Below are 26,407 nucleotides of genomic sequence, written 5' to 3' on the forward strand. Positions count from 1 at the left end.
GCCTCAGAGCGTATTGAGGATATCCGCCAGTTCCGCCGGCCAGATCGTCTCGGCCGAGCCGCGAATGTCGTCGAGGCTCCACCAGCGGTGATCGACCAGAACCCCCTGTTCTTCCACGGTCCAGCCTGCGGAAGACAGGTCGAACGCCTCGGTGCGCATGAGGAAGAATCTCTGATCCACATCCGCCATTCGGCCGTCTGGCAGGCGGAAGCTGACGCGGACCTGGGCGACCTGCGGGCCTGGGTGTTCGACGACTAGGCCCGTCTCTTCGAACAGTTCGCGGCGCGCGGCGTCTTCAAAAGTCTCGCCAGTCTCGCACCCGCCGCCGGGCGTCGCCCAGAAGGCCGTGCCGGCGAGCGGTCCTTTGGAAAACACGAAGTGGAACAGCAGCACCCGCCCCTGCCCGTCCAGGATCAGCCAACGCGAGGTGGGCCGGGCGGGAAGCGCGCTCTCGGCCTCGCTCACGCCGTCACTTCTTGGCGCCGCCCTTTTGGCCCGTGCGGATCCGGCCCGAGCGCGACACCTGGCGAGCGCCGCCGCGCGCGCCCTTCTGAACCGCCACGGACGAACCGGCCTTCTTCGAGGCGCTGGACTTCAACCCGCCCAGAATCTTGGGCTGAGCCTTGCGGGTCTTCTTCTGCTCCAGCGCCTTGCCGGGCAGTTTGGACAGGGCCTCTTCCTTCTCGGCCTTCTTGACGCGGCGCGGCGCGGTCTTGGCGTCGCCCTTGTAGCGTTCCGGCCCCGACTTGGCGCCGCCCTCGGCATAGGGGTTCACGCCGCTGGACTTGACGTTCAGGCGGATCGGCGTGCCCGGCAGGTCGAAGCTCTCGCGGATCGAGTTGACCAGATAGCGCTTGTAATGCTCCGGCATCGACTCGGCGCGGTTGGCCATCAGCACGAAGGTCGGCGGGCGGGCCTTGGTCTGGGCGATGTATTTCGGCTTGATCCGCTTGCCGTCCACGGCGGGGGGCGGGTGCCGCTGGGTCGCCATGGACAGCCAAGTGTTCAAGTCTTTGGTCTTCACCTTGACCGACCAGGTGTCATAGGCCTGAAGCACCGCCGGCATCAGACGTTCGACGCCGCGCCCGCTGTGCGACGACAGGGCCACGAAGGGCGACCCCTTCAGTTGCGGCAGCTTGTCCTCGGCCATCCCCTTCAGCTTGGCCATGCGGGACTGGGGCTCGTCCTCCAGATCCCACTTCGACGCGACATAGACCAGGGCGCGGCCCTCGCGCTCGACCAGATCCGCCAGTTGCAGGTCCTGAGTGTCGAAGGCGTCGTCCTTGTCCATCATCAGGATGACGACTTCGGCGAAGGTGATGGCCCGGATGGTGTCGGCGACCGACAGCTTTTCCAGCTTCTCCTGCACCCGCGCCTTGCGACGCATCCCGGCCGTATCGACCAGACGGATGTTCTTGCCCTCGAACTGCCAGTCGACCGAGATGGAGTCGCGGGTGATGCCCGCTTCCGGTCCGGTCAACAACCGGTCGTCGCCGATCAGGCGGTTGATCAGCGTGGACTTGCCCGCATTGGGCCGGCCGATGACGGCGATGCGGATCGGCTTGTCCGGCTCGTCGATCTCCTCGACGAAGATGTCCTGCGAGGCCGCGACGATGGCGGCGTACAGATCGGCCATTCCTTCGCCGTGCTCGGCCGAGATGGCGACGGGTTCGCCGAAGCCCAGGGCGTGCGCCTCGCCGACGCCGCCGCCGCTTTCGCGGCTCTCGGACTTGTTGGCCAGCAGGATGATCGGCTTGTGCACCCGACGCAGGCGCTCGGCGAAGATGCGGTCCAGCGACGTCACGCCCTCGCGGGCGTCCATCATGAACATGACCAGTTCGGCGTCGTCCAGCGCGGCCTCGGTCTGCTCGCGCATCCGGGCTTCCAGGCTGTCGTCGGTGACGTCCTCATATCCCGCCGTGTCGATCAGCGTCAGATCCATGTCGCCGATGTTGCCGTCGGCGTATCGCCGGTCGCGGGTCACGCCGGGGCGATCGTCGACGAGCGCCAGACGCTTGCCGACGAGGCGGTTGAACAGTGTCGATTTGCCCACATTGGGGCGGCCGACGATGGCGACCTTCAGAGCCATGTCGGCCTTCTAGCTTAGTTTGGGCTGAAAATCAGCGGATGCAGATCAGTTGGCCGTTGTCGGTCAGCACATAGAGCGCGCCGTTATAGGCGGCCGGCGCGATATAGGCCGGCGCGCCCAGCTTCAGCGTTGTCTGCGCCACGCCAGTCTTCGGATCGAAGGCGACGGCTTCGCCGAACGAGTTGACCATCACCAGACGGTTTGAGGCCAGCAGCGGTCCCGACCATTGCGGGCGGATGGTGCGACGGCCGAAGGTCAGGAAACCGCCCTCGCGGCGCTCGCGACCCTCGTTCAGTTCGCGCGTCCAGTAGATCTGGCCCGTGTCACGGTTGGCCGTGATCAGCTGACCCGACTTGGACACCACGAAGACGGCGTCGCCGACCGGCAGGGGCGCGTTCACGCCCGTCACCGGCAGCTGCCACTTGGGCTGGCCCGAACGCAGGTCCAGCGCCGACATTACGCCCGAGTGGCTGACGCCATAGACCATGCCGCGGCTGATGACCGGACGGCCCGCCACGTCGCGAACCTCAGACAGGGCGCTGGTGCGGCTGGTGCGCGACAGGGTCTCTTCCCACACCGCCTGGCCGTTCAGGGCGCTCAGCGCGACCAGTTGGCCCGAGGCGAACGGGGCGACGACGGTCGTGCCGCTGACGGCGGGGCTGGAGGCGCGCATGACGCGCGCCGGCTCGGCGATGCCGCGATAGGTCCAGTCCTGCGCGCCGGTGTTGGCGTCAAAGGCGAACAGCTGGCTGTCCACGTCCACGACGAAGACCCGGTTGCCCGAGACGGTCGGGGCGCCGTGGATCGGGGCGTCCACCTGCTGCGTCCAGACCACCGCGCCGGTGTTGGCGTCCAGCGCCGTCATCGAGCGATAGCCGGACGAGACGAAGACCTTACCGCCGCCAACGGCGACGCCGCCGCCGAAGCCGCCGTTGCGGTCACGATCGGCGTTCTTGACGTTGGCCTTCCACAGGATCGCGCCGGTGTCGGCCGAAACCGCCGAAACGGTCGATTCGCCATCCAGCACGAAGATCTTGCCGTCGGCGGCCACGATCGGGGCCATGACGTTGCCGACGTGAGCCGATCCCGAGCCGACGCCCCGCTTCCACGCGATCTGGAAGTTCGGCGCCGCAATGACGTGCTCGACCAGGTTCTCGGACGTGCCGCCCGGCTGCGTCCAGGCCGTCACGGCCTGCGGACCCGGCAGGAAGAAGTCGCGGCCGGACAGGGCGGCCGACGGCGACAGGCTCTGTTCGAACTCCAGCACCGAGATGCGTTGCCCGGCCGAGGCGGTCGCGCCGGCGTCTTCCTTGCCGCCGCCCAGACCGAACGGCAGGTTGCGGCGAACGGTGCCGCAGGACGCCATCGTTGCGGCGACGCCGCAGATCAGCGCGACTTTCAGAACTCGGTTCATCGGGGGCGTCCTGTAAGGGGTCGTCACTGTTGGGCGGCCGGCGCGGCGGCGGGAGCAGCTTGGGCCGGAGCAGCCTGGGCCGGAGCAGCCTGGGCGGCCGAGGGCGTCATCGCGTTCGCAGCGCCGGCGGCCGGCGGGGTCGCCTTGGCGGCGGCGTCGATGATGGGCTTGATGGCGGCTGCCGCGCCGGCATCGATGGATTCCACGGCGATCTGGGCGCGCTGACGGATCGAGTCCGGCACGTCCTGACCCAGTTGCAGCAGCACGAAGGCCTCACGTGCTTCCTTGGTCTTGCCGTGTTGCAGGCGCGCCAGGGCCAGGGCTTCCTGGGCGAAGGCGTGTAGGGGGCGCTTGTCTTCGGCCAGCGGCGTCAGGCGCTTTTCGATCTCGGCCAACGGCGCGGTGTCCATGATCAGGAAGGCGGCCTTCAGGGCGGGCGGGTCGGACAGGATCGGATCGCTGGACGCCTTGGCGGCCTCGTCGAACAGGCGAACCGCGTCCTGGAACTTGTTGGCGCTGACGGCCAGGCCGGCCTGCTGCTGCAGGGCCAGGACCTTGTAGGCGCCATTGCCTTCCTTGATCGCTTCCTCGAAGGCGGCGCGGGCGTCCATCGGCTTGTCGGCGCGCAGGGCCTCCATGCCGCGATCATAGGCTTCAGCGGCCTTGGCGGCCTTGTTGGAGTTCAGGCTGTCCCAGCCCCACCAACCCAGGGCGCCGATCAGGGCGACGACCAGCACCACGCCGAAAACGGGCAGCCAGGTCTTGGCCAGGCGCTTCAACTTGTCGGAGCGAAGCTCCTCCTCGACCTGCTCGAAGACATCAACCACTGAAACGTCGCCCCAAAATCGCGAAATGCAAACCGGCGCGGACCCTAGAAGGTCGGCTCCCCGCCCGCAACGTCGTCCGTTACTGCGAAGCCGGCTTTTTCGAGAAGTAGGTCTCGACTTCGGCAGGAAAACGGCGGGTTTTCACATCGCTGGCGAAAGCGGCCGCCGCCCGGTCGATCTCGGTGCGCAGATCGGCGTATTTGCGCACGAACTTCGGGGTCCAGTCGAATAGGCCCAGCATGTCGTTGACCACCAGCACCTGACCGTCGCAGGCGGCCGAGGCGCCGATGCCGATGGTGGGAACGTCGATCGTCTCGGTGATCTCGCGCGCCAGCGATTCGGCGACGCCCTCGATGACGATGCAGAAGGCGCCGGCCTCGGCGACAGCCTTGGCCTCGGCCAACACCCGATCACGCTCGCTCTCGGTCCGGCCCTTGGCCTTGAACCCGCCCTCGGCCAGGATCGCCTGGGGGCGCAGGCCGACATGGCCCATGACCGGAATGCCGCGCTTGACCAGGAAGGCGACGATCTCGGCCAATTCGATGCTGGTTTCCAGCTTCACCGCCTGGGCGCCCGTCTCCTTCATCACCCGCACGCAGTTGGCGTAGGCGACCTCCTTGCCGCCTTCGTAGGAGCCGAACGGCATGTCCACGACCACCATGGCGCGCCTGGCGCCGCGCATCACGGCCTGCCCGTGCAGGATCATCATCTCAAGCGTCACGCCGACGGTATTGGGCAGGCCGTGAACCGCCATCCCCAGGCTGTCGCCGACCAGCAGCACATCGCAGTGCGGATCCAGCAGGGCCGCCATCGGCGCGTCATAGGCCGTCAGGCAGACGATCGGCTCGCCGCCCTTGCGCCCTGCGATATCGGGCACGGTGATGCGTTTGACGCTCTCTTGGGTATGGACGGACATCGCCGGGCCTCCTGACGTGAAGGGGTCAGATAGGCCCCTGCCCCGCCGGTGTCACCCTTGCAGCCGCGCTCATACGTCCTGCGACAGCTTCGCCACGCCCGCCGCCATCAGGGCGACCAGGGCGCCGGCGACGATCCAGAAGGCCATCATGCCCGAGCCGTTCATCACGTCCAGCGACCCGACGCCCAGACCTTGCAGCCCCAATTCGTCCAGGCCCGATTGCGCTGCGCCCTGCGCCGTGGCGGCCGCCGCCCTGAGGCCTTGCGCCAGGGTCGTATCGCCGTCGGCCGTGAAGTTGATGTTCACCCCCTCGCGCACCGCCAGCACGCCGCCGATCAGTCCGGCCGCCGTCAGGGTCAGGGCGCGCCAGCGCGACCGCGTCTCCATGCGCGCCTTGACCGTCGCCAGGAACAGGGCCTCGTCCGGCAGGCTCAGCGCCTGGGCAAACAGCCTTTCGATCATCGGATCGAATTCGTCAGCCGACATGGACCGACCTCCCGCCTGAGCCGTGCGCCGGTTGAAGCCGCGCACGGAGTTTATCCAGACCACGTTTGACATGCGATTTCACCGTGCCAAGCGGCAAATTGATGGCTGCCGCGATTTCCGGATGCGACATCCCCGCGCCGTGGCACAGGGAGACGCAGACACGCTCGGTCTCGCTGAGCGTCTTCAACGCCTCGTCCAGGTCCATCAGACCGCCGCGGTCGACGACCACATCCGCCTGATCGGCCTCGATCTCGGCGACATAGCGCGCCTCCTTGGCCACCCGCTTCAGATAGAGCCGCGCCGCGATCTTCTTGATCCAGCCCGCAAACGTCCCCTGCCCGCGAAACTCCGCGCACCGCTGGAACCCTTGCAGGAAGGCGTCCTGCGCCACGTCGTCGGACAGGGACGGCGTCGCCCCCATCCGGCGCAGCAGCCCCCGCACCGCCGACCCGTGCCGACGCACCAGCTCGCCATACTCCCGCCGACCGCCGGCCGCCGCCTGGGCGGCCAGCTCCACATCGTGGAAGTCGCGTAGAGACTTGCTCATCAGAGCTTCCCCCGCCCGCCGTGGTCAGTCCGCGCCCTTGTTGAAGAAGCTCAGAACGATGAAGGCCAGGCCGATCGTGACGGGAATGCAGGAGATGCCCAGCAGGCCGCTGTCCAGATTGCCGTTGAAGTTCCCACCCAGCTCGCTGACGACCGAGAAGGCGGCGATGCCGATGCCGGACGCCAGCCAGATGACGCCGCGCCGGATGTCCTTCGTGCGCGACGGCAGGCTCTTCTGCACATCCTTGGTCATGACGTCGATCAGTTCGGGCGGCAGTTGCTGGCCCTTGTCCACCGCATGGCGGATGGTTTCCTGCATGTCGCGCTTTTCGCGATACTTCAGCACCTGCGGGCCGAAGACGATGGCGGTGATCGAACCGAAGACGGCGAACATCGCGAAGATCGGAATGAAGTCTTCCATTTTGTGTACCCCTTGAACCGTTGCAGCAGCCTGATGCGGCGGCCTTCTGATCACAAGAGGCTGGCCGACGCCTCAACGGATGCGCGTCGTTGCGTGAAATCTTCGTAAGGTCGCCGTTTCGGCCGCCGCCGGTTCGGTCTAGGGTCTGGTCTCATCAATCGCAGGAGCGCATCCCATGGCCCATGTCACCTATCGCATCGTCGAACATGACGGCGGCTGGGCCTACAAGTCCGGCGACACCTATTCCGAGACCTTCGCCAGCCACGACGACGCCAAGGCCGCCGCCGTGCGCGCCGCGCGCGAGCAGCGCGTGCCGGACCAGACCGCCGCCATCGAATACGAGACCGCCGCCGGCGAATGGGTCACTGAGAGCGCCGACGGCCACGACCGCCCCTCGACGGACGTCGAGGGCTGAGGCCGAGATGATCCCCCGTCGCACCCTGCTGGCCGCCGCCGCCCTCGCGCCGCTGGCAGGTTGCGCCACGGACCCAAAGGCTAAGACGCCCACCGAGCTGAAGGTCGTCACCTTCAACATCTGGCACAACATGGGCGACTGGGCCGCCCGCCGCCCGTTGTTGGTCGCTGCGCTGAAGGCCCAGGACGCCGACGTCATCGCCCTTCAGGAGGTGCTGGAGGACGCCAATGTCGGGCTGGAGAACCAGGCCCGGATGCTGGCGCGCGAGCTGGGCGGCTATCACGTCGCCTTCGTCTCGACCGACGCCGAGGGCGCCCCGCGCCGTTACGGCAACGCCCTGCTGACCCGACTGCCGGTTCTGGCCGAGGCCTCGACCAAGCTTGAGCCGCTCGACGATTTCCGCACCGCGCTTCGCCTTCGCGTCGCGGTCCAGGGTCGCCCGGTCGATGTCGTCGTCACCCATCTGGCGTGGCAACAGGACGCCGGCCCGGTCCGCGCCCGCCAGATCGCATCCCTGCTCGGCTGGCTGCCGCAGGACGGCACCCTTCTGATCGTCATGGGCGATTTCAATGCGACGCAGGAGGATTCCGGCCTGGCGACCCTGACCGGCCCCCGCTTCTTCAGCGCCCTGCCCCGCAGCTCGGTCACAACCACCCTGAACCCGGCCAAGGGTCACCCCGAGCGGGTCATCGACCACATCTTCGTCGAACAGACCGCCTTCATCCCCGGCGAGGCCCGCCGCTTCGGCGACACGCCGACCAACGGCGAATACCCGTCCGACCACTTCGGCGTCGCCGCGACCGTCCGGCTCAGGTAAGCGCGGCCGCGTAGGCCTCGGGCTTGAACCCCACCAGCCGCCGATCCCCCAGATCCAGCACCGGCCGTTTGATCATCGACGGCTGGGCCGTCATCAGCGCGATCGCCTTCGACTTGTCGATGTCCGCCTTGTCGGCTTCGGGCAGCTTCTTAAAGGTCGTCCCGGCCCGGTTCAGCACCGTCTCCCAACCGTGCTCGTCGACCCATTGGCTCAGCCGCCCCGCATCCACTCCGGCTTGCTTGTAGTCGTGGAAGACATAGTCGACCCCCTGCTGCTCCAGCCAGACCCGGGCCTTCTTCACCGTGTCGCAGTTGGGAATGCCATAGAGGGTGTAGGTCATGGGGCTCTCGAAGGTCTTGGATCAAGCGGATGCAGCCGCTTTCGCCCCCTCGCCGAGCATCGTCAACTGTCGGTCAGACGCGACGCCGGCGCTGTGAACGTCGCCGAAAACCCCTCTACGCCGTAACGAAGATCCGCGCCGCCGCACCCCAGCAGGCCTCTCGCGAGCAGTTTGACGCCAAAGCCGGTCTTGAGCGGCGGATGGGCCGGCGTGCCCCCGCCTTCGATCCACGTCAGGACAAGTTCACCCTCATCAAGCCGCCAATCGACCGAGACGCGGCCGCCAGGCTTGGCGAGGGCGCCATGCTTGAACGCGTTCGTCGTCAGTTCGTGGATGATCAAGGCGACCGTCTGCGCCACACGCGGCGACAGGTGCACCGACGGCCCCGAGATGGAAACCGGCCTGCGCACCAGATTACCGACCGCGTCGCGAACAATCTCACCGAGGTCGCCGCCATTCCACGCCTTTTCATCCAGCGTCTGCTGGGTCTTGGCGATGGCGTTCAGTCGCTCGTCGAAACGCTCCAGCACATCCCGATCGACGCCCGACAAGGTGCTGCGGGCGACCGCTTGAACCAGCGCGAGCGTGTTCTTCACCCGGTGGCCGCATTCGTCGACCAGCATCTGCCGGTGTTGCTCGCCCCGCACCCGCTCGGTCGTTTCGATGGCGATATTGAGAATGCCGACGATCGCGTCGCCGTCCCGCACGGGGCTGTAGGACAGCACCCAGCAGGTGTCTTCCGAATAGCCGTTTCGAACCATCGTCAGCGGCAGGTCTTCCAGAAAAACGGTTTCGCCTGCCAGCGCGCGCTCCGTCAGAGGGCGCAAATCGTCCCACACCTCATGCCAGACCTGATCCAGCGGACGGCCCAGGGCGTTCGGATGCTTTTGTCCGAGCAGCGGAATGTAGGCGCCGTTGTAGAGCAAGGTGCGCTCCGGGCCCCACATGACGCTGGCCGCGAAACCCATTCCCCTCATCATGTCATAGGTAATGCTCAGCGCGGGCGACCAATCGCGCTTTGGCCCCAGTGGCGTCGTCGCCCAGTCGAACGCATCAATAAGGGCTGGCATCGGCGCGGCCCCTGTTGAAGACGGCATTCGACGAGCAACCGACGCATGCAGCCCCAGCATCAATCTGTGATGCGAACCTCATCATCGTCGTTCAGAACAATCGAATGGTTTCGCTTGGCCGATCGACGATCACGCCCGCGACATAGAGTTTGCGCACCAGTTGCTGCGTGCCGAGGATCGTCCGGCTTTGAAAATCGAGCCAGTTCGCGACCAGGGTCTGATCCGGCAGATTGATGTCTCTCTTGCCCGCGACCCGGATGACCAAGCCTGCCCTTTCAAGCTGACCCAGGTGCCTGCGAACCGTTTCGTCGTCCATTCTGGCGGCCTTGGCGACCTCGATCACGCTCACCGGCCCGAACGGCGGGTTCAAGGGGCCAAGACGGCCGGCGTCCGGCTCCTGAACAACCCGCAAGGCGCTTCCGGTGAGATGCGACAGCCAGAGCAGGACGTAGTGCGTCGTCAGACTGATTTCGGGCTTCAGCGACCGGGCGTGCTGGATGCCTCTCAGGACGTGCGCCGTCATCAGCCGCGTCGCCAGGCCTGCGACAGGCCAGACTGGGGTGACGACCCGATCGCCGTCGCGGGCGCCGCACGCGTTCAGCATCGCCAGCCCATCGACGAACTCCACCGTGGCCAGAAGGAAGGCTTCCATCGCGGACTTGAACGGCTTCGACTGTGACACCTCGGCGCGCAAGACGAAGCCGCCGTCGGTCCGCACCAGCACGCCCCGCTCCACCAGTCCCGCCAGTTTGGTGCGTGCGCTCTCGCGCGGCACGCCCAGGGACATGGCGATGCTGATTGCATTCACAGGCCGCCGCAGGGCGTTCGGCAAAATGCCGGCTCCAATGGAAGAGTCGCGCGCCGCACCTTCGTCGTCGGCGCCTCTGACGTTTGCATCCACGACGCCCGCCGTCAGCAGCGCGGATATCAGGTCCTCGTCGATCCAGGTGCGGGATGCGGCGATGAAATCGAGGGTCAGCTTCGTATTCAGCCAAGCGACCTGAGCGGCCTGTAAACGCAGAGACATTGGCGGACCGTTTGAGGCTTCGACGAACACTGTCGCCCTCGCTCGCGCCCCTGTCGACAAGGCAACTACCGAAAATGAGGTTTCGAGACAGATGCGGGCCGACGACCGATCCACGCACAAAGGCGCAGCCTTGCCGTCATTGTTCGCCGACAAATCCCTTTTAGTGTCGGGCGCTTAGAGACGGCCTTCGTCAATCGACCTGACGCATCCCCGAACGGGACTATGATGTCGACGGGTCTTTGAAAACAGCAGCGCTCAAGAAGTGCACCACCTTGCATTTTGCACGCCCTTTTTCGGCGCCGTGCAATTTCGCTCTGTCGCTGATTTTAGACGAATTAGACGAATTAGACGGTGTTTTTGTCAGGCGACCGTCTAGGCCGCGAACCCGGCGAAGACGCCGATGACCATCACGATAAAGGTCGCAACGACGCTGGACAGACCGATGGCCGTCATCACGATCAGGCCCTTGATCAGGCCGGGGACCACGCCCCGATACCACCGTCCCCGCCCCATCCGCATGAAGGCCACGATGCCCAGCACCAGCATCAACAGGCTGCACGCCGCGGCCAGCGGGCCGGGGCTGAAAATGAACCAGGCCAGCGGGAGCAACGGGACGGTCCAGGCGTTCAGATAGGCGAAGGCCGCGCGAAACCCGCATCTCAGGCCCAGGTCCTCGGCGTCCCACAGGCGAAACAGCGGCATGGCCGCCAGGGCGTAGAGCGGCGCCATGATCGGCACAGCCACCAGCGACATCCAACCGTCGGCGTCCGACATGAAGGCGTCGCGCGACTTGCCTGCCTCCTGAAGCAGGGGGTTCAGCACCTCGGCCGGCATGCCGTCCAGATAAAGGCTCAGGCCCCCGCGCAAAAACACGATCAGCATCAGGATCGCGTTCAGCGCCAGATACAGCTTCAACGGCTTGGCGTAACGCCCGCCCCCGGTCGGCCCCTCGATCATCCAGGCCTGCAGCACCAACCGGGGCCGCACCAGCAGGTCGCGCGCGGTCCGCACCTCCGCGCCGCCAAAGCCCAGCGCGTCCTCGGACAGGTCCTTGAACGCCTGCTTGCGCGTCGTCTCGCCGTCGGTCATCGGATTCTCCCCCAGGCGATGCATACACCGCCCGGTTGGCCGCGCAACCGCCGATCAGAACCGCTTGCTCAGGCCGATGCTGACCACCCGTCCGCGCGGATCGGCCACGACCGGGTCATAGCCCAGGGCGAACTGCGCCAGCGGCGGGGCGTTATCGGCCACATTGACCACCCCGACCGCCAGATCCACGTCAGCGCCGATCGTGCGGCGGTAGAGCAGATCGACCGTCGTCTGGCTGGTGATGCTGGCGTCGGTGATGCCGCTGCGGTCGTTGGCGTATGCGTCGGTATAGTGGACCAGGGCCGTCACCGCGTTCGCCCCGCCGCTCCAGTCCAGGGCGAACTCCCCCCGATTGCGCGGCAGGGATCGGCCGATGTTGTTCAGGTTGGTCGAACCGACGCCCGATACCTTCGCGGCCGACGCGTCCAGCCGGATGTCATAGGCGTCCACATAGGTCCAGGTCGCCGAGGCCGTCGCCTCCCCGCCCCACAGACCGCGCCGATAGCGGGCCGACAGGTCGATCCCTTGGGTCTCGATGGACGAGGCGTTGACGAAATACAGCTGGACGAAGGTCAGGGCGCCGCTGGCCGAACGGGTGATGCGGCTCTGCGCCTCCGTGCCGCTCCGCCCCGCCGCCGTGTCGGCCGCCGCCTGGTTGATGATGGCCTGGGCCGATTCCTTGACCACCTGATCGGCATAGTCGAACCGCCAGGCGTCCACGCCCAGTTCCAGCCCCTCGATCGGCGTCCAGACCGCGCCCAGGTTCAGGCTCTCGGATTTCTCGGGCTTCAGGTCGGCCCGGCCCGAGGTCAGGGTGTTGACGAAGACGAACGCCCCTCGGTCGAACACCGACGGCTGCGACGCCTGCGCCCCCGACTGGGCATAGACCGACGGCGCCCGGAACCCCTGCCCCCACGACGCGCGCAGGGCCAGGGCGTCGGTGACGTCCCACCGGATCGCGGCCTTGGGGCTGAACCGGCCCTCGTTGCCGTCGTAGGATTCGTAGCGCCCGGCCAACTGCGCCTCGATCCGGTCGCCCAGATGGAGGCGGGCTTCGGCGAAGGCGGCCAAGGCTTCCTGATCGCCCTCGAAATCCGGCGACACGCCCGCCGTCAGCAGATCGCCCCGGTTCACCAGATCGCTCCAGTCGTGACGGAAGCCGCTGCGGCGATACTGGGCGCCCACGGCGACATCGACCGACCCGCCGGCCCAGGCCAGGGCCTCGCCGCTGGTCGAGGCGTCCGCCGTCGTCAGGGTCGCCGCGCCCCGCAGGCCGGTCGAGCCGATGAGGCTGTCGATCAGGGCGGCGCTGTTGGCCGTCCCGGTTCCCAGATAGGCGCTGCCGAACGGGTTGAAATACTGGCAGGGCCCGACGCCGGGCGTTCCGGTCGCGGGATTGCAGCCCGCCCCGCCCCGGCCATTCAGCGCATTCTGCAAGGCGCTGCCGATGGTGTCAGGTTTGTCGTAGGCGACATGCTGGCGGCTGCTGGTCGCCGACAGGTTCCAGGTCCAGCCATTGCCGAAACGCCCATCCAGCCCGGCCGCCAGGCGCCAGGTGCGATAGTCGAACTCGGCCTGCGACGCGCCGGCCTCCGCCCCCAGCAGCCGCCCCCGGAACAGCACCGCCTCGCCGAACGGATTGTCAGGATGGGTCGCCGGCACCGTCAGCGACCGCGCCAGGATCGGCAGCGACGGCGACTGGCGCGCGATGGTGTTGGTCGCCGACCACGCCCCTTGCAGCGACAGGGTCATGTCGCCCACAGGTCGTCGGTAATCCGCAAACAGCTGCGTGCGCGTCTCCTCCGGGACCAGATCGAAGAAGTCCGAATAGTCCAGCCGGCAGAAGGCGTCCGTGGGCGAGTTCAGATAGGCGCTGCCGAACGCCGGATTGCCGCACGCCGGGTCGGGCGAAAAACCGTTGCGGGTGGGTCGGAAATAGGAACCCGGCTGGCCATAGCTGGTTACGGCCGTCCAGGCGGCGCGGCCATAGCGTTCGGCCTGGGTGAAGTTCCGCTCGTCCGACCCCAGGGCCGAACGATGGAAATGCGAGGCCGCCAGCGTCAGGTCTCCGCCCAGCAATTTCAGCCCGCCAATGGCCTCGATCACGCTCTCTTCCGACCCGTCGGCGACGGCGTATTTGGCGCTGATCTCGGGACGGTCCACGCCCCGCCGGGTGATGAAGTTGACCACGCCCGCCACCGCGTCCGAGCCATAGACGGCCGAGGCGCCGTCCTTGACCACCTCGACCCGCTGAAGCGCGATCATCGGCACCAGCGAGTTGATGTCGACGAAGCCCGAGCCGTCCGTCGCCACCACGGCGCTGTTGGTCCAGCGCTGTCCGTCCACCAGGACCAAGGTCGAGCCGAGGCCGAGATTGCGGAGGTTGAACTGGGCCGTCCCCGAACTCTGCGGCTGGTTCAGCTGATCGACCTGGGCCTCCGAGCCCGAGTTGGCCGTGACCAGCCGGACCAGCTGAGAGGCATCGGCGATGCCGGCGGCGGCGATGGTTTCGCGGGCCACAGTCTCTACCGGGGCGATCCGCTCGCCGCCCGCAATCCGGGAGCCGGTGACGACCACATCGTCCACGCGCGACGCCTCCTGGGCCTGAGCGGCCGCAGCCGTCGCCAGCCAAGCGATCGAGGCTGTCGCCATCAAGAAGTTGCGCTGCGTCATTTGGATACTCCCCCGCGGTTGGCAGCGGGCTTCTATCCAGCACTTCGTTTTTGCGAAAGCCCAATTTTGCAGATTTGCAATTTCAGTTGGCGGCGAGACATCGTGCGCCATTGATCCCGCCATGTAACCGGTTACGGTGCGACAAAACAGAAACGGTTCAGGGAAGCAGGAAGCATGGCGAACGTCCGTCTGGTCGACGTGAAAAAGGCGTTCGGCGCCGTCGAGGTGCTGAAGGGCGTCGATCTCGAGATTGCCGACGGCGAGTTCGTGGTCTTCGTCGGCCCGTCGGGCTGCGGCAAGTCCACCCTGCTGCGCACCATCGCCGGTCTGGAAGAGGCAACGACAGGCCAGGTTCTGATTGGCGACCGCGTGGTCAACGATCTGTCGCCCTCCGACCGCGGCATCGCCATGGTGTTCCAGTCCTATGCCCTCTACCCGCACATGACGGCCTATGAGAACATGGCCTTCGGCCTGAAGCTGGCCAAGACGGACAAGGGCGAGATCGACCAACGCGTCCGCGCCGCCGCCGAGGCGCTCAGCATCACCGACTATCTGGATCGCAAGCCCAAGGCCATGTCGGGCGGCCAGCGCCAGCGCGTCGCCATCGGCCGCGCCATCGTGCGCGAGCCCGAGGTCTTCCTCTTCGACGAGCCCCTGTCCAACCTGGACGCGGCCCTACGGGTTCGGATGCGCTACGAGTTCGCGCGGCTGCACGCCGAACTGAAGACCACCATGATCTACGTCACCCACGACCAGGTCGAGGCCATGACCCTGGCCGACCGTATCGTGGTGCTGAACGCCGGGCGGATCGAACAGGTCGGCGCGCCGATGGACCTTTACGAACACCCCGCCAACCTGTTCGTCGCCGGCTTCATCGGCAGTCCGAAGATGAATCTGCTAAAAGCCGAAATCGTCGAGGCGTCGGCCACCGGCGTGACGGTGAAGACGACGGCCGGCGAGACGATCCGGATCGCCGTGGACGCCGCCTCAGCCAAGCCCGGCGATACCGTCACCCTGGGCGTCCGTCCTGAGCATCTGACCCTCAACGACGACGGCGACGCCCTGAGCGCCGAGGTCATGTTCGTCGAGACCCTAGGCGCCACGACCATGGCGCACCTGAAGCATCCGGCGACGCCAGACACGCTGACGGTTCAGCTGGCAGGCGAACTGCAATCCAAGGCGGGCGAGCGACTGACGCTGCACGTGCCCGCAAAACAGGCCCACCTGTTCGGCGCGGACGGGAAAGCCTTCAAGCGCCTCTGACCCCTCTCCCATTGGGAGAGGGCTTGAGCGCACGAGAACGTGAGCGATCGTCCTTCGCGCGAAAGGGTGAGGGTGGGATGGTGTGACCGGGCCTATCGGCCGCCCCTCATGCGGCCCTTCGGGCCGCCTTCTCCCAGTGGGAGAAGGAAAAGGCTTTCATCAGCGCAACTGCACCCGCCGCGCCCCTGCCGGAATGACCAGTTCATCACCCGACCAAGTCGCTGAGCGGCCGTCGATCCGTGCCCGCTCCGGCCGCCCCTGCCCCGCCGGCCAATGCAAGACGAAGCCGCCCGGCGGCGTCGCTCCGTCGCCCAAGGTGAGGACGTAGCCCTGGCCTTCCTTGCGATAGGCATAGGTCAGCGGCCCATAGGCAGTGCGCAGATTCCGCACGCCGACCCCCTCCGCGGTGTCCAGCCACGCCTCAGGCACGCCGGCCGCCAGCACCAGGGCGTGATCGCGGTCCCGCTCGTAGGCGAACAGATCGAGCGCCGAACGGATATAGTCCGAGCTGATCCAAGCGTGCGGCATGTCGCCGATGAAGCGCGGCTCGCGCTTTTCGCGGCCGACCACCTCGGCCCAGCCGTTCCAGGCCTCTGGCCGACGGTCGGCCATCAGGAAGTCCAGCACCTCAAGCGCCCGGTCCTTCTGACCCAGCCGCACATAGGCGCCGACCAGCCGCCATTCGTAGGGGGTGTAGTCCTTCCACGCCGTCCGGTTGGTCAGACGGTTCTGGAAGTTTTCCCAGTAGTGATCAAAGGTTCGCGCCAGAAGCTCAGGCGGCAGATGATCCTGTTCGCTCGCCGGCGACAGGGCGATGGTGGTCGAGGTGGCGTCGAAATCCCCCCGGTCCGCAGCGCCGGCGATCCAGTCGATGCCATGATGGGCCGCGGTCGCCGTGATCGACGCGCGGATGTCGGCGGCGAACTGATCGCGCGCCGCCGCATAGCGGGCGGCGGCCTCAGCATCGCCGAGAGCTTCGGCGATGAAGACCGCGTCCTTGTAGCCCAGCAGGCCCCAGAAATCGTCCCAGTAGGAATAGGCCGCCTTGTCCGAATAGCCCTCGTGGCTGATCGTGGGGGGCAAGAGGCCGTACAGATGCCGCTGGTCCGGCGTTTGGAAGGCCGTCGTCCGGGTCGAGGCGCGCAGTTCGTCCATATAGGCGATCGCCTTTTGCACCTGCGGCCAGACCTGGCGCAGCAGGGCCTCGTCCTTGGTGTAGCGATAGGTTTCGGCGGCCAGAAAGACGAATTCGCCGTGGCTGTCGTTCTCGGGCACCGGATCGGCGCCGCGCGCATCGACGCAGCACGGGACCTTGCCGTTCTCGAACACATAAGGGGCGTACCAGCGCAGATAGTCGGCCGAATGCTCGGCCATGCCCAGCCGGTTCAAACCCTCGGCCATCATCGCCCCGTCGCGGATCCACGAGCGGTTGTAGCTGCGGGTGCCGGGTTGCAGGATCGGTCCCTGACGCGACATCAGCATATGAGCCAGCGAGGATTTCAGCGCGTCCTCGATCCGCTGGGCGGCGGGCGGAAGGGTCAGGTCGACCCGATCCAGTTTCTCGCGCCATTCGGCCGCCAACCGGGTCTCGACCGTATCCAGCACAGCCCCCGCCTGCCCCAACGGCTCGGGCGCCAGAGCGTCGCCGGACAGCTGCGACACCCAGCCGACCGTGCGCGTCTCGCCGGGTTGCAGCGTCACCTCATAGGTCAGGGCGCCGGCGGCCAGACCCGTGGCGTCGGTCGTCGTCATGACCTCGGCGGCCGGTCGGCGCGCGGACGGCAGAATCAGGGACTGCGGATCGCTGCCGGCGTCGAAGGTCGCCAGCGCAATCTGATCCGGGGCCGCCAACGGCTGCACCCGCACCGTGTTGTTCAGGCTCAACTGCGCGCCGTCCCAGCCGACCGTCTCCACCGGGCTGACACCGCCAGGAATGGCCAGGAACTGACGCGGCGCATTCACCTGCATCGGGCGCGCGGCCAGGGCCAGAATCAGGGTACGCGGCCGGCTGGAGGTATTGGTCAGGTCGTAACGGCCCCAAAGCTGCGCCTGATCCGCCTGACCGTCGGCGAAGCTGGTGATCTTCAGCGTCCAGTCGTCGGCGGTCCAGGTGACGGACGGGACCGGCAGGTCGCCGTCCTTCAGCCCCTGTTCGATATTGACGTCGGCCCAGGTGATCAGCCGCCCGTTGTCAACGACGAAGGGTTCAATACTGGGTCCGGCGCGGCGCAGTTCGATGGCGCCGTCCTCGCCGATCAGGCCGCTCTCGCCGCCCCCATCGACACCGACCAGGGTCCAATAGGACTGCTCGCCGGAGAAGCCGCGCGGGTAAAGGCCGCGCCGATTTTCCTTCGCAACCGCCTCGACGAAGACAGTGGGGTCGGCACCGAAGGCTAGGGGTTCGACCTCAATCTCGTTCAGCGCATAGGTCGTCGCCTGGGCCGCCCCCAGCCGCTGGCCTGCGCCGGACGAACCGACGACGTCGGAGGCGGAAACGGGCTTCAGCGGCTCCAGCCTCAGCCAGCGCGCCGTCGCCTCGGGCGTGCGCAGCCAATCGACGCCGCCATTGCCGCCCGTGATCGTCGTCAGCGGCCGCCACTCGCGCCCATCCAGGGAGGCCGAAACGCGATAGTCGCTCGCCGCGCCCCGCTCGCCCCAGCGCAGGGTCAGGCCGCCGAACTCGCGCTCGTAACCCAGGTCCAGCGTCAGGGCCGAGGCCTCGCCCACCGGCGGGGTCCAGGCGGTTTTCGGGTCGAGATCGACGGCGTTGGCGGCGGTCGACGCCGTTCGTCGATCGCTGGCGATCGGCTGGGGTGGAACCGGCGGTTCGACCGGCAGCGCGCGCAGGGTCAGTTGGTCGATCTCGACCGAGCCCTTGCCGCCCTCGGCCGCGACCACGACGAATTCAACCCGCTGGGCGCGACGCAGGATGGTTTCAGGGCTTGGTCCCCAGGCTTTGGAGACCTGACGGCGTTTGATGACGAACCGGGTCCAGCCGTCGGGAAAGTCGTAGCGCGCCGTCTGCTTCCACCAGACATTCTCGGCCGAGGCGTCCGTCAGCTTGACCTCGAAGGTATTGGTCGGCCCGGCGCCACGCACCCAGAAGCTGATTTCGTAGTTGTCGGACAGGTCGAACGGCAGCGACCGGCTGAGCACCGCGTAACCCGCCTTGCCGTCGAAATCGTAGTCGAGCCGCACCGCTTTCCCGTCATGGCCGGCGACGGCGGAGACGGCGGCGTGAACGTCGGTCGAGGCGCTGGCCTCCCACCGCGTCGCATCGTCCATGCTGTCGAGAACGCGCGTTTCCTGGGCGATGGCGGGCGCGGCCAGAGCGAGGGTCAGGACCGAGGCGGCGGCCAGCAGGAGGTTACGCATCGAAACTCGCAGTTCTGGTCAGCCCTTCACGCTGCCCGCGAGCATGCCGCGGATGTAGTAGCGTTGCAGGGCGAGGAAGAGGATCAGCACGGGCGCGACCGTGACGACGGCGCCGGCCATCATCAGTTCGATGTCCTGCACATGCTCGCGCGACAGGGCCGCCAAGGCGACCGGCAGGGTGTAGTTCGACTGGTCCGTCAGGATGATCAGCGGCCACAGGAAATCGTTCCAGCTGCCCAGGAAGACGAACAGACCCAGGGTCACGATGATCGGCTGCAATGTCGGCAGGACGACGCGACGGAAGATCTGGCCCTCGCTGGCGCCGTCGATCCGCGCGGCCTCCAACATCTCATCGGGAATGCTCAGCGCATACTGACGCACCAGAAACAGGCCGAAGATCGAGGCCAGCCAGGGCACCAGGGCCCCGGCATAGGTATTCACCAGCCCCATCCCCTTCAGCATGAGGAACAGCGGCAGTGTGCCGATCTGGGCGGGCACCACCAAGGCGGCGACCAGGAACTGGAATAGCCGTTCGCGCCCGGCGAACTTCAGCTTGGCGAAGGCGTAGCCGGCCGGGACGGTGAAGCCGAGCGCCAAGATGGTCGCCAGTGTCGCCAGGGCGAAGCTGTTCCACAAATACCGCCCCATCCCCTGGTTCAGGAACAGATCGCGATAGTGCTCCAGCGTCCAGTGCGAGGGCAGCAGCGGCGGCGGAAAGACGGCCGCCTCGCCCGTCGCCATGAAGCTGACCGACACCATCCAGACCAAAGGGAACAGGACGATGATGGCGATGAGGCCGACGGCCAGATTGAGCAGGATGGCGCGGAGTTTCACTGATACGCCCCCACCCGCTTGGCGACCGCCAGCTGGACCAGGGTGATGGCCAGGATGCACAGGAACAGGACGAAGGCGACGGCGCTGGCGGAGCCCAGGTTCCACCATTTGAAGCCCTCTTCGTACATGAAGTAGAGCACCGTCACCGTGCTCTGGGCCGGCCCGCCCTGCGTCATCACATAGGGTTCGGCGAACAGCTGGAAGAAGCTGGCGACAGAGATGATCGAGACGAGCAGCATGGTCGGCGCGATGGCCGGCAGGGTCACATGGCGGAACTGCTTCCATGGGCCGGCGCCGTCGATGCGCGCGGCTTCATAAAGGTCGTCCGGCACAGTCTGAAGCACCGCCAGGAAGATCAGCATATTGTAGCCAAAGATCTTCCAGACCACGAACATCAGGATGGCGGGGATCGAGGTCGAGGGATCGCCCAGCCAATCCACGGCCGGCAGGCCGATGCTCTCCAGCCCCCAGTTGATGACGCCGTAGCGGGTGTGCAGCAGATAGCGCCAGACCACCGCCGTCGCGACCAGAGTCGTGACATACGGGGCGAAGAACATCACCCGCCAAATCGGCCGCCACTTCACCACCCGCGCGTTCAGGATCACCGCCGCCGCCAGGGACGCGGCGATGGACAAGGGCACGCCGAGGACGGCGAAGGTCAGGGTGTTCTTCATCGCTCCCCAGAACAGGGGATTGGTCAGCAGCCGCTCATAGTTCTGCAAGCCGACGAAACGCAGATTGTCCAGATTCTCCAGGGCGTAGATGTCGAAGTCGGTCAGGCTGAGCAGCAGGGCCGCGATCACCGGAATGGCGAAGAACACGCCGATGGCGAGCATCGCCGGGGCGACGAAGGCCCAGGCCGCCCGCTCGCGCGCGCCGCGTCCGCGTGACGGCTTAACGCTGGCCCCCGCCTTGGACAATGTCGGATCGGCGACAGTCATACGGCCCTGCCCTGTTCCATCATCCAGCGACGCTTCTCCAGCAGACGGTCGGCGCGGCGGTCGATCTCGGCGGCGGCGGCCTCGGGCGTGTATTCGCCGCGCACCATCCGTTCGGCGACGATCTGCATCTCTGTCACGATCCGCTCCCATTCCGGCACCTTGGGCACGGCCTTGGCGCGCGCCAGTTGGCCCCGGAACGGCGCCAGCATCGGATCGCGCTCGACGCCCGCGATGTCCCAGGCGCTCTGGCGCGCAGGCAGGTCGCCGACGATGGTGTTGAACCGGGCCTGCACCGCCGGCTCGGACAGATAGCGGACCAGGGCCCAGGCGGCTTCCTGGTGCGGGGAGGATTTGAAGACCGCCAGGCTGGACCCGCCCGGCGCCGAGGCGCCCAGGCCATTCGGTCCCGGCACGCCCGCCGTGGCCCAGTTCGGCTGGAACGACGCGGGCAGCTTGCTGCGGAAATCGCCCACGCTCCACGGGCCGGAGAAGTAGAAGCTGAAATAGCCCCTGGCGAACTCGGTCCAGACGTTGGAGATCTGCGTCGACGAGGCCAGCGGCGCCAATTGCTCGTCGAACAGGCTGCGGTAGAAGGCCAAGGCTGAGACGAAGCCGGGGTTGGAGAAGTTTCCGCGCGTATCCCGATCCCTCAGCAGCGGCTCGTCGATCTGAAGCCCGAAGGTCAGAAGCTGCTCGAACTCGTTCAACGGCAGCAGGATGGCGTAGTTGTCGCCGCCCGCCACACGCTTGATCGCATGCATGGCCCGCTTCCATTCGGCCCAGTCTTCGGGCGGGGCGTCGAAGCCGGCCCGCGCCAGCAGATCCTTGCGATAGAACAAAAGCCGTGTGTCGACATACCAGGGCGTGGTCATGGCGCGGCCGGCGATTTCGTTGGTCTCCAGCACTGCCGGAAACTGGTCAGTCAGCAGGTTCGCGGCCTCGGCCGGGGTCGGCGACAGGGCGCCGATGGCGGTCAGCTCCGCCACCCAGGTGTTGCCGATCTGGCTGACGTCCGGCAGCGAGGCGCCGGCGTAGGCGGTCAGCAGCTTTTCGTGCGCCGCCGTCCACGGCAGGGGCTGGACCGACACGCGGACGCCCGGATTGCGGCGCTCGAACTCGGGCATCAACTGCCCGACAGTCCCGCCCTCATTGCCCATGGCCCAGAAGCGCAGCACGGTCTCGCCGTCACGGCGCGGGGTGCAGGCCGCAGCCGCCCCTCCCGCCATCAGGGCCAGAGCGCCGCGCCTGTGGGCCGTCGCCATCATGCGTTCATCCAGCCGCCGGTGAAGCCCGCGATGTCGAGCGCGCGGCGGATATTGGGCTCGCCGCGCATATAGCGCCAGACGAACTCGGACCTGTGATTCTCGGTCATGATGACGATCGGCCCTTGGTCGATGCCCAGATAGTCGCCGTCCACCCAACCCACGCCGTCCACGATCTTGCCGTGCTGCAGCGGTCCGTCGCGCACTGTCAGTGTCGGGTTGAAGCTGTCGAGGAAGCCCCACTCGGTATAGACGCCCGAGCCATAGCGCGCCTTCATCGCCTTGACGCAGGGCACAACGATTTCGGGCGCGAAGGCGATGGAGCTGGCCGCCGCCGTCGGCGCGATGGTGCCGTCGTCGCGCTCGCCGGGCCCGCGCGCGGAATAGCTGAAGAACTCGCGCTCCTTGCCATCAATGATCTGTTTGAAATCGCCCGGCCCGTCGCAGGCCGTCAGGCCCCAGACCTCGGACGAATAGCCCGCCCAGCCGCCCGGATTGTCGTGAGCGTACTTCTGCTGGGCGTAGACGGCGCGGCGGCTGTTTTCGAAATAGTCCAAGTATTCGCCCAGCTGGGCCGACTGCCCCCGCATCCAGGCGTCCTGAATGCCGCGGAAGTCGATGAACATATGGCTGTACTGGTGCCCGAAGATGGGCGCGAAGTTCAGGTGCCAGCTGCCCCAGCGATCGGTCCAGCTCTCGTCATAGCTGGCCGCCCATTCGTGCCAGACATTGACCGACACCGGATGGGTCGGGCTGCCGATGGCCAGCAGCAGCACCAGCATGCCCTCGTTATAGACGTGCCAGTCGGACGGAATGAAGCCGCTCTCGGGGTGCCAGCCCATGGTGATGCGGTTGTCGCGGATCACGGCCCACGGCCATTCGATCCGTTCGTAGATCGCCTGGGCCTTCTGACGGATTTCCGCCTCGTCGGCATGACGGCCGTCGAAGTAGCGGGCGGCGAACAACATTCCGCCGATCAGCAGCGCCGTATCGACCGTCGACAGTTCGTTGGTCCGGTAGCGAAGCCCCGTCTCCATATCCAGGAAGTGGTAGAAGAAGCCCTTGTACCCCGCCGTGCCGCTGGCCTCGGGCCCCTGCGGCAAATCATGGAAGAAGCGCAGCGTCGTCAGGGTCCGCTCACGCGCCTCGGCCCGGCTCATCCAGCCGCGCTCGACGCCCACAGGCCAGCAGGTAAGCGCGAACCCGACCGCCGCCACCGAACAGAACGACGGCGTCGGCCAGCGATCCGGCGTCAGGCCGGTCTTGCGATCCGTGACCTTCTCGAACCAGCGGAACGTCCGCTCTTGAAGTTCATCAATCTCTTGATCCAGCCGCATCGGCCGTCTCTGCGTCCCATTGACCGCCCCCGTCGTCGCCGCCTGCTGCGCCGCCGCCATCACCGGAAATCCAACGGCCAGAGTCGCCGCGCCTGTGGTGGTCCCCATCAGGAAGTTTCGACGATTCATGGGCACGCTCACTGGGTCTCTATCGAAAAAGAAAGGCCGCCTTTCGACAAGCGAAAGACGGCCCAGGCTCAGGATTTTAGAAGGCGTAGCGGGCGCCTATCTGGAAGGTCCGTGTCGGGAACAGCACCGCCGAAGGCCGACCGAAGTTCGGATTCGGGTTCGTTGCCGAGCCCGTTCCGCCGTCGAAGCCTGTGTAGTTCTTGAAGTTGAACACGTTGATGGCGTCGACATAGACGGACAGTTCGCCGGCGCCGGGCACATCGAAGTTCTTCGTCAGGCGAAGATCCAGATTTCGATAGGCGAAGGCGTTCGGCAGGAAGAACTGCTCCTTCTCGGGATAGGCACCGTACGGACGATAGACAAAGTTGGCGCCGCGTCCGTCGAACACGTCGTAGGGCGTGCCCGAACCCAGCGTCAGAATGCCTGACAGCTGGAAGTCGAGCGGCAGATCGACGATGCCGTTGGCCACGATACGGTGACGCTCGTCATTGCCCGAGGACCGCACCGGCGAGCTTTCCACCGAGAAGCAGTCAAAGCAGAAGTTGTCGTTGCCGCCGTTCTGTTCAGCCTTGGATAGCGTGTAGGCGATGTTAACGCCCCAACCGGAGTCGCGCGTGTAGCCCTTGTCCAGCTTGACATAGAGCGCCTTGAACGTCCGCTCCTTGTTGTGATCGGACACCAGATACGAGCGGTATGGGTTCGTGCCGCCGGGGCCGCAGAAGCCGCCGTTGTCGCCGAAACCGTTGCCGTCGTTGCCACGCGTTGGTTCGCGGCAGCGGTTCAGATATTGCCAGGTGAACTCGTTCTGTGTCTTGCCATAGGCCAGGGTGAACTCGGTCTGCCATTCGCCGACGCGCTGACGAACACCCAGGTTGAACTGATCAGTGCGGGGCGGCTCGAAGTCGTTCTTCAGCAGGAAGGCCTCGCCCTTGGCCGGGATGTTGGCCAGGATGGCGTCAAGTCCAGCTGTGGTCTCGTAAGACGCATTCCACAGGATCGGATCGGACGAGCTGCCGTTCGCCACGCCGGCCGGGCGGCCGGTGGTCGAGAAGAAGACGTTCTGGGTGAAATCGAACGGCTTAGCCAATTCGTCGAAAGCGAAGTTGAACTGAACCCGGTCGTAGTAGCGACCGGCGCCGCCGAACAGGACCGTGCCGCGATCACCAAAGACATCGTACGAGAAGCCGATCCGCGGCTGGAAGGCTTTCTTGAACGGGTCACGATTGTCGCCGGTCGAGATGTAGTCGTTGATGTTGAACCAACTCGGCGCATAGCCGGCAGCCTTGCCGCCGTCGGTCGAGGCGATCCACTGGTTCAGGCCCGCAACCACGGAGGCCGGCGTGACGTAGTTCTTGTTGTCGGCATTGGTCTCGTAATCCCAACGCAGACCCAGGTTCAGTTCAAGTTTGTCCGTGATCTGCCAATCATCTTGGACATACAGCCCGATGACGGTGTTGGTCAGGTCAACGGTGGGGAACTCGTTACCAAGCTGGACGCGATAAGGGACGGCGGCATTGCCGCTGGCCGTGCCGTTCAGGTCATAGAAGAACTCGGGATTACGACCGAACTCCTTGACGACGTTGTAGTTCTGACGGCTAACCTTGGCACCCAGTTTTATCGTGTGGAAGCCGTTGAACTGCACTTCATTGAACGTCAGGTCGTTGCGGACCGTCAGGGCGTCATCGCTGATGTCCTGACGGCTGCCCGAGCCACCGATGTTGAGGATCGACACACCGCCGAACGGATCGTAGCCGTTTTCGAAGATGCGATAGCTGCGACCGATCTGATCGAAGTTCACAGCTGTCGGATTGTAGTTGTAGTTGCGGTAATCGACCGCCAGCTCGTTCAGGAACGAGCTAGCCTGCCACTGATACCTAAGATTGGCGCTCTTTGTTGTCTGTTTGAGACCGCTCGCGCGCTCGATAGAGTTGGCACCGCCAAAATCTCTGACCTCTGACTCATCGCGATACGTGACGCTCAAATCGATGAGATGACCTTCGGCGGGCTGGAAGCTCAACTTGCCAAACAGCAAATCTTCTTCAAAAGGGCTTGCAAATGTGCCGATGTACTGACCAAATTGGCTAACGTAGGCAGGATTATGTCGTCCTAAAGTTACCGCGTTGGCGCGATTTTCCTGCTTGTGTTCATAGCTGCCAAAGAAATGCAGCTTGTCCTGGATAATAGGTCCGCCCAAAGCGGCGCCGTATTGCTGGATTTCCTGCGGAACTTTCTCCTGCCCGCGAGCGCGCGAAAACTCGTCCTGCTTAACAAAGTCTTGGTCGCGATAGGTGCCGAAAATCTCGCCATGAAATTCGTTAGAGCCTGACCGCGTCACAGCTGTAATGATCGCAGACGAAGCCTGTTCGTATTCGGCCTTGAAGTTCTGGCTCACAACGCGGAATTCCTGCACCGCAGCTTGCGGGAAAGGATTACCTCGGCTGCTGTCCTGCCCAACAATGCCGCCAGCAATGATATTGGACTTCAGACTGGCACCATCGATGAAGGCGTTGACGGATTCCGCTCGCTGACCTCCGGCCGTGATTTGTACATTTTGTTCGTCGGTCCCTACGCGAACACCAGGCGCCAAAGCCGCGAAGTTCAGGAAGTTACGGTTAATTTGCGGCAAGGTCTGAATCTGCTGGTTCGTGACGTTGGTGGCGTTTTCGGGCGTGCGCACCTCGACCAGACGACGACCAGTGACAACGATGTCGCCCAGGTTGGCCGCATTGGCGTCAGCTGCGCCGGTCGCCGCTCCCGCCACCGCCAAATCCAGGTTGCCGACCTGTCCGACGCCGATCGAGACGGTATCGGTCGCCGTCTCGTTCTCGGCGGTCGTCGCCGTGATCTCATAGGTGCCGGGGCGCAGGCCCGACAGGGTGTAGCCACCCTGCGCGTTCGCCGTGGTGCGGCTGGTGAAGCCCGAGGCGACATTGCGGGCGACGATGGTGGCGCCGGCCTCGACCGTCGCGCCATCCGTCACATTGCCTCGAATCGTCGAGGTCGCGACCTGCGCCTGCGCGCCGCCGACGACCGCCATGCTGATGGCAAGCGCCGATGCGGCGGCCAAGGCGACCTGACGTGTCGCGGCCTTACGCGTATTGAACTGGGTCATCATGAGCTCTCCCCTCCTGATGGG

22 protein-coding genes are annotated in these 26,407 nt (G+C 65.9%); 3 read left to right on the top strand and 19 right to left on the bottom strand.

The window, feature by feature from the left end; all coding sequences use genetic code 11:
• Positions 1-3: 3 nt before the first annotated feature.
• From E4341_RS10925 to E4341_RS10960, 8 genes are all read right to left on the bottom strand, one after another.
• Entirely contained in the window at positions 4-465 is a 462-nt protein-coding gene (locus E4341_RS10925) for an NUDIX hydrolase (protein WP_165117235.1), read from the bottom strand.
• A gap of 4 nt (positions 466-469) precedes the next feature.
• A complete protein-coding gene (der, locus tag E4341_RS10930; RefSeq protein WP_055754955.1) occupies positions 470-2,089 on the bottom strand; it encodes a ribosome biogenesis GTPase Der in 1,620 nt (539 codons plus the stop codon).
• A 31-nt stretch (positions 2,090-2,120) separates the two neighbouring features.
• Entirely contained in the window at positions 2,121-3,503 is a 1,383-nt protein-coding gene (locus E4341_RS10935) for a PQQ-binding-like beta-propeller repeat protein (RefSeq protein WP_088582173.1), read from the bottom strand.
• Between the two features lie 23 nt (positions 3,504-3,526).
• Positions 3,527-4,330, bottom strand: coding sequence for a tetratricopeptide repeat protein (locus E4341_RS10940; protein WP_165117237.1), 804 nt, complete (start codon positions 4,328-4,330; stop codon positions 3,527-3,529).
• Positions 4,331-4,409: 79 nt separating this feature from the next.
• On the bottom strand, positions 4,410-5,246 hold the full coding sequence (gene panB, locus E4341_RS10945) for a 3-methyl-2-oxobutanoate hydroxymethyltransferase (protein ID WP_165117239.1): 837 nt from the start codon (positions 5,244-5,246) through the stop codon (positions 4,410-4,412).
• A 69-nt stretch (positions 5,247-5,315) separates the two neighbouring features.
• A complete protein-coding gene (locus E4341_RS10950) occupies positions 5,316-5,732 on the bottom strand; it encodes a hypothetical protein (RefSeq protein WP_165117241.1) in 417 nt (138 codons plus the stop codon).
• Positions 5,722-6,279, bottom strand: a complete 558-nt coding sequence (locus E4341_RS10955; protein WP_165117243.1) for an RNA polymerase sigma factor — start codon at positions 6,277-6,279, stop codon at positions 5,722-5,724. Before E4341_RS10955 ends, E4341_RS10950 begins: the two co-directional genes overlap by 11 nt.
• Positions 6,280-6,303: 24 nt before the next feature.
• Complete coding sequence (locus E4341_RS10960) at positions 6,304-6,699, bottom strand: DUF6249 domain-containing protein (protein ID WP_161638874.1); 396 nt, start codon at positions 6,697-6,699, stop codon at positions 6,304-6,306.
• Positions 6,700-6,874: 175 nt separating this feature from the next.
• Here E4341_RS10960 and E4341_RS10965 point away from each other — a divergent pair, with 175 nt between their 5' ends.
• Complete coding sequence (locus tag E4341_RS10965) at positions 6,875-7,114, top strand: DUF2188 domain-containing protein (protein WP_017506104.1); 240 nt, start codon at positions 6,875-6,877, stop codon at positions 7,112-7,114.
• Between the two features lie 7 nt (positions 7,115-7,121).
• A complete protein-coding gene (locus tag E4341_RS10970; RefSeq protein ID WP_165117245.1) occupies positions 7,122-7,931 on the top strand; it encodes an endonuclease/exonuclease/phosphatase family protein in 810 nt (269 codons plus the stop codon).
• Here E4341_RS10970 and E4341_RS10975 read toward each other — a convergent pair.
• From E4341_RS10975 to E4341_RS10995, 5 genes are all read right to left on the bottom strand, one after another.
• Positions 7,924-8,271, bottom strand: a complete 348-nt coding sequence (locus tag E4341_RS10975) for an ArsC family reductase (protein WP_165117247.1) — start codon at positions 8,269-8,271, stop codon at positions 7,924-7,926. The genes E4341_RS10970 and E4341_RS10975 overlap by 8 nt on opposite strands.
• A 62-nt stretch (positions 8,272-8,333) precedes the next feature.
• Positions 8,334-9,341, bottom strand: a complete 1,008-nt coding sequence (locus E4341_RS10980; RefSeq protein WP_205751278.1) for a sensor histidine kinase — start codon at positions 9,339-9,341, stop codon at positions 8,334-8,336.
• Between the two features lie 91 nt (positions 9,342-9,432).
• Positions 9,433-10,368: a winged helix-turn-helix domain-containing protein gene (locus E4341_RS10985; protein WP_165117251.1), complete on the bottom strand. Its 936-nt coding sequence runs from the start codon at positions 10,366-10,368 to the stop codon at positions 9,433-9,435.
• A gap of 372 nt (positions 10,369-10,740) precedes the next feature.
• Positions 10,741-11,457, bottom strand: a complete 717-nt coding sequence (locus tag E4341_RS10990) for a hypothetical protein (protein ID WP_165117253.1) — start codon at positions 11,455-11,457, stop codon at positions 10,741-10,743.
• A 54-nt stretch (positions 11,458-11,511) separates the two neighbouring features.
• A complete protein-coding gene (locus E4341_RS10995; protein ID WP_165117255.1) occupies positions 11,512-14,130 on the bottom strand; it encodes a TonB-dependent siderophore receptor in 2,619 nt (872 codons plus the stop codon).
• A 174-nt stretch (positions 14,131-14,304) separates the two neighbouring features.
• Between E4341_RS10995 and E4341_RS11000 the strand changes: the two genes are divergently transcribed.
• Positions 14,305-15,393: an ABC transporter ATP-binding protein gene (locus E4341_RS11000; protein WP_165117257.1), complete on the top strand. Its 1,089-nt coding sequence runs from the start codon at positions 14,305-14,307 to the stop codon at positions 15,391-15,393.
• 159 nt (positions 15,394-15,552) lie between these two features.
• Here E4341_RS11000 and E4341_RS11005 read toward each other — a convergent pair whose 3' ends face one another.
• The 6 genes from E4341_RS11005 to E4341_RS11030 form a co-directional block, all read right to left on the bottom strand.
• Positions 15,553-18,768 (bottom strand): discoidin domain-containing protein, encoded by a 3,216-nt coding sequence (locus E4341_RS11005; RefSeq protein WP_165117259.1) that lies wholly within the window; start codon positions 18,766-18,768, stop codon positions 15,553-15,555.
• Between the two features lie 18 nt (positions 18,769-18,786).
• Positions 18,787-19,602, bottom strand: a complete 816-nt coding sequence (locus tag E4341_RS11010) for a carbohydrate ABC transporter permease (RefSeq protein WP_165117261.1) — start codon at positions 19,600-19,602, stop codon at positions 18,787-18,789.
• Positions 19,599-20,543: a carbohydrate ABC transporter permease gene (locus tag E4341_RS11015; protein ID WP_240893529.1), complete on the bottom strand. Its 945-nt coding sequence runs from the start codon at positions 20,541-20,543 to the stop codon at positions 19,599-19,601. Before E4341_RS11015 ends, E4341_RS11010 begins: the two co-directional genes overlap by 4 nt.
• Complete coding sequence (locus tag E4341_RS11020; protein ID WP_165117263.1) at positions 20,540-21,808, bottom strand: sugar ABC transporter substrate-binding protein; 1,269 nt, start codon at positions 21,806-21,808, stop codon at positions 20,540-20,542. The genes E4341_RS11015 and E4341_RS11020 overlap by 4 nt, the downstream gene beginning before the upstream one ends.
• Positions 21,805-23,271: a glucoamylase family protein gene (locus tag E4341_RS11025; RefSeq protein ID WP_165117265.1), complete on the bottom strand. Its 1,467-nt coding sequence runs from the start codon at positions 23,269-23,271 to the stop codon at positions 21,805-21,807. Before E4341_RS11025 ends, E4341_RS11020 begins: the two co-directional genes overlap by 4 nt.
• A gap of 76 nt (positions 23,272-23,347) precedes the next feature.
• Positions 23,348-26,386 (bottom strand): TonB-dependent receptor domain-containing protein, encoded by a 3,039-nt coding sequence (locus tag E4341_RS11030; protein WP_240893530.1) that lies wholly within the window; start codon positions 26,384-26,386, stop codon positions 23,348-23,350.
• Between the last annotated feature and the right edge of the window lie 21 nt (positions 26,387-26,407).

The organism is Brevundimonas sp. 'scallop' (assembly GCF_011045535.1).
GTDB lineage: Bacteria > Pseudomonadota > Alphaproteobacteria > Caulobacterales > Caulobacteraceae > Brevundimonas > Brevundimonas vesicularis.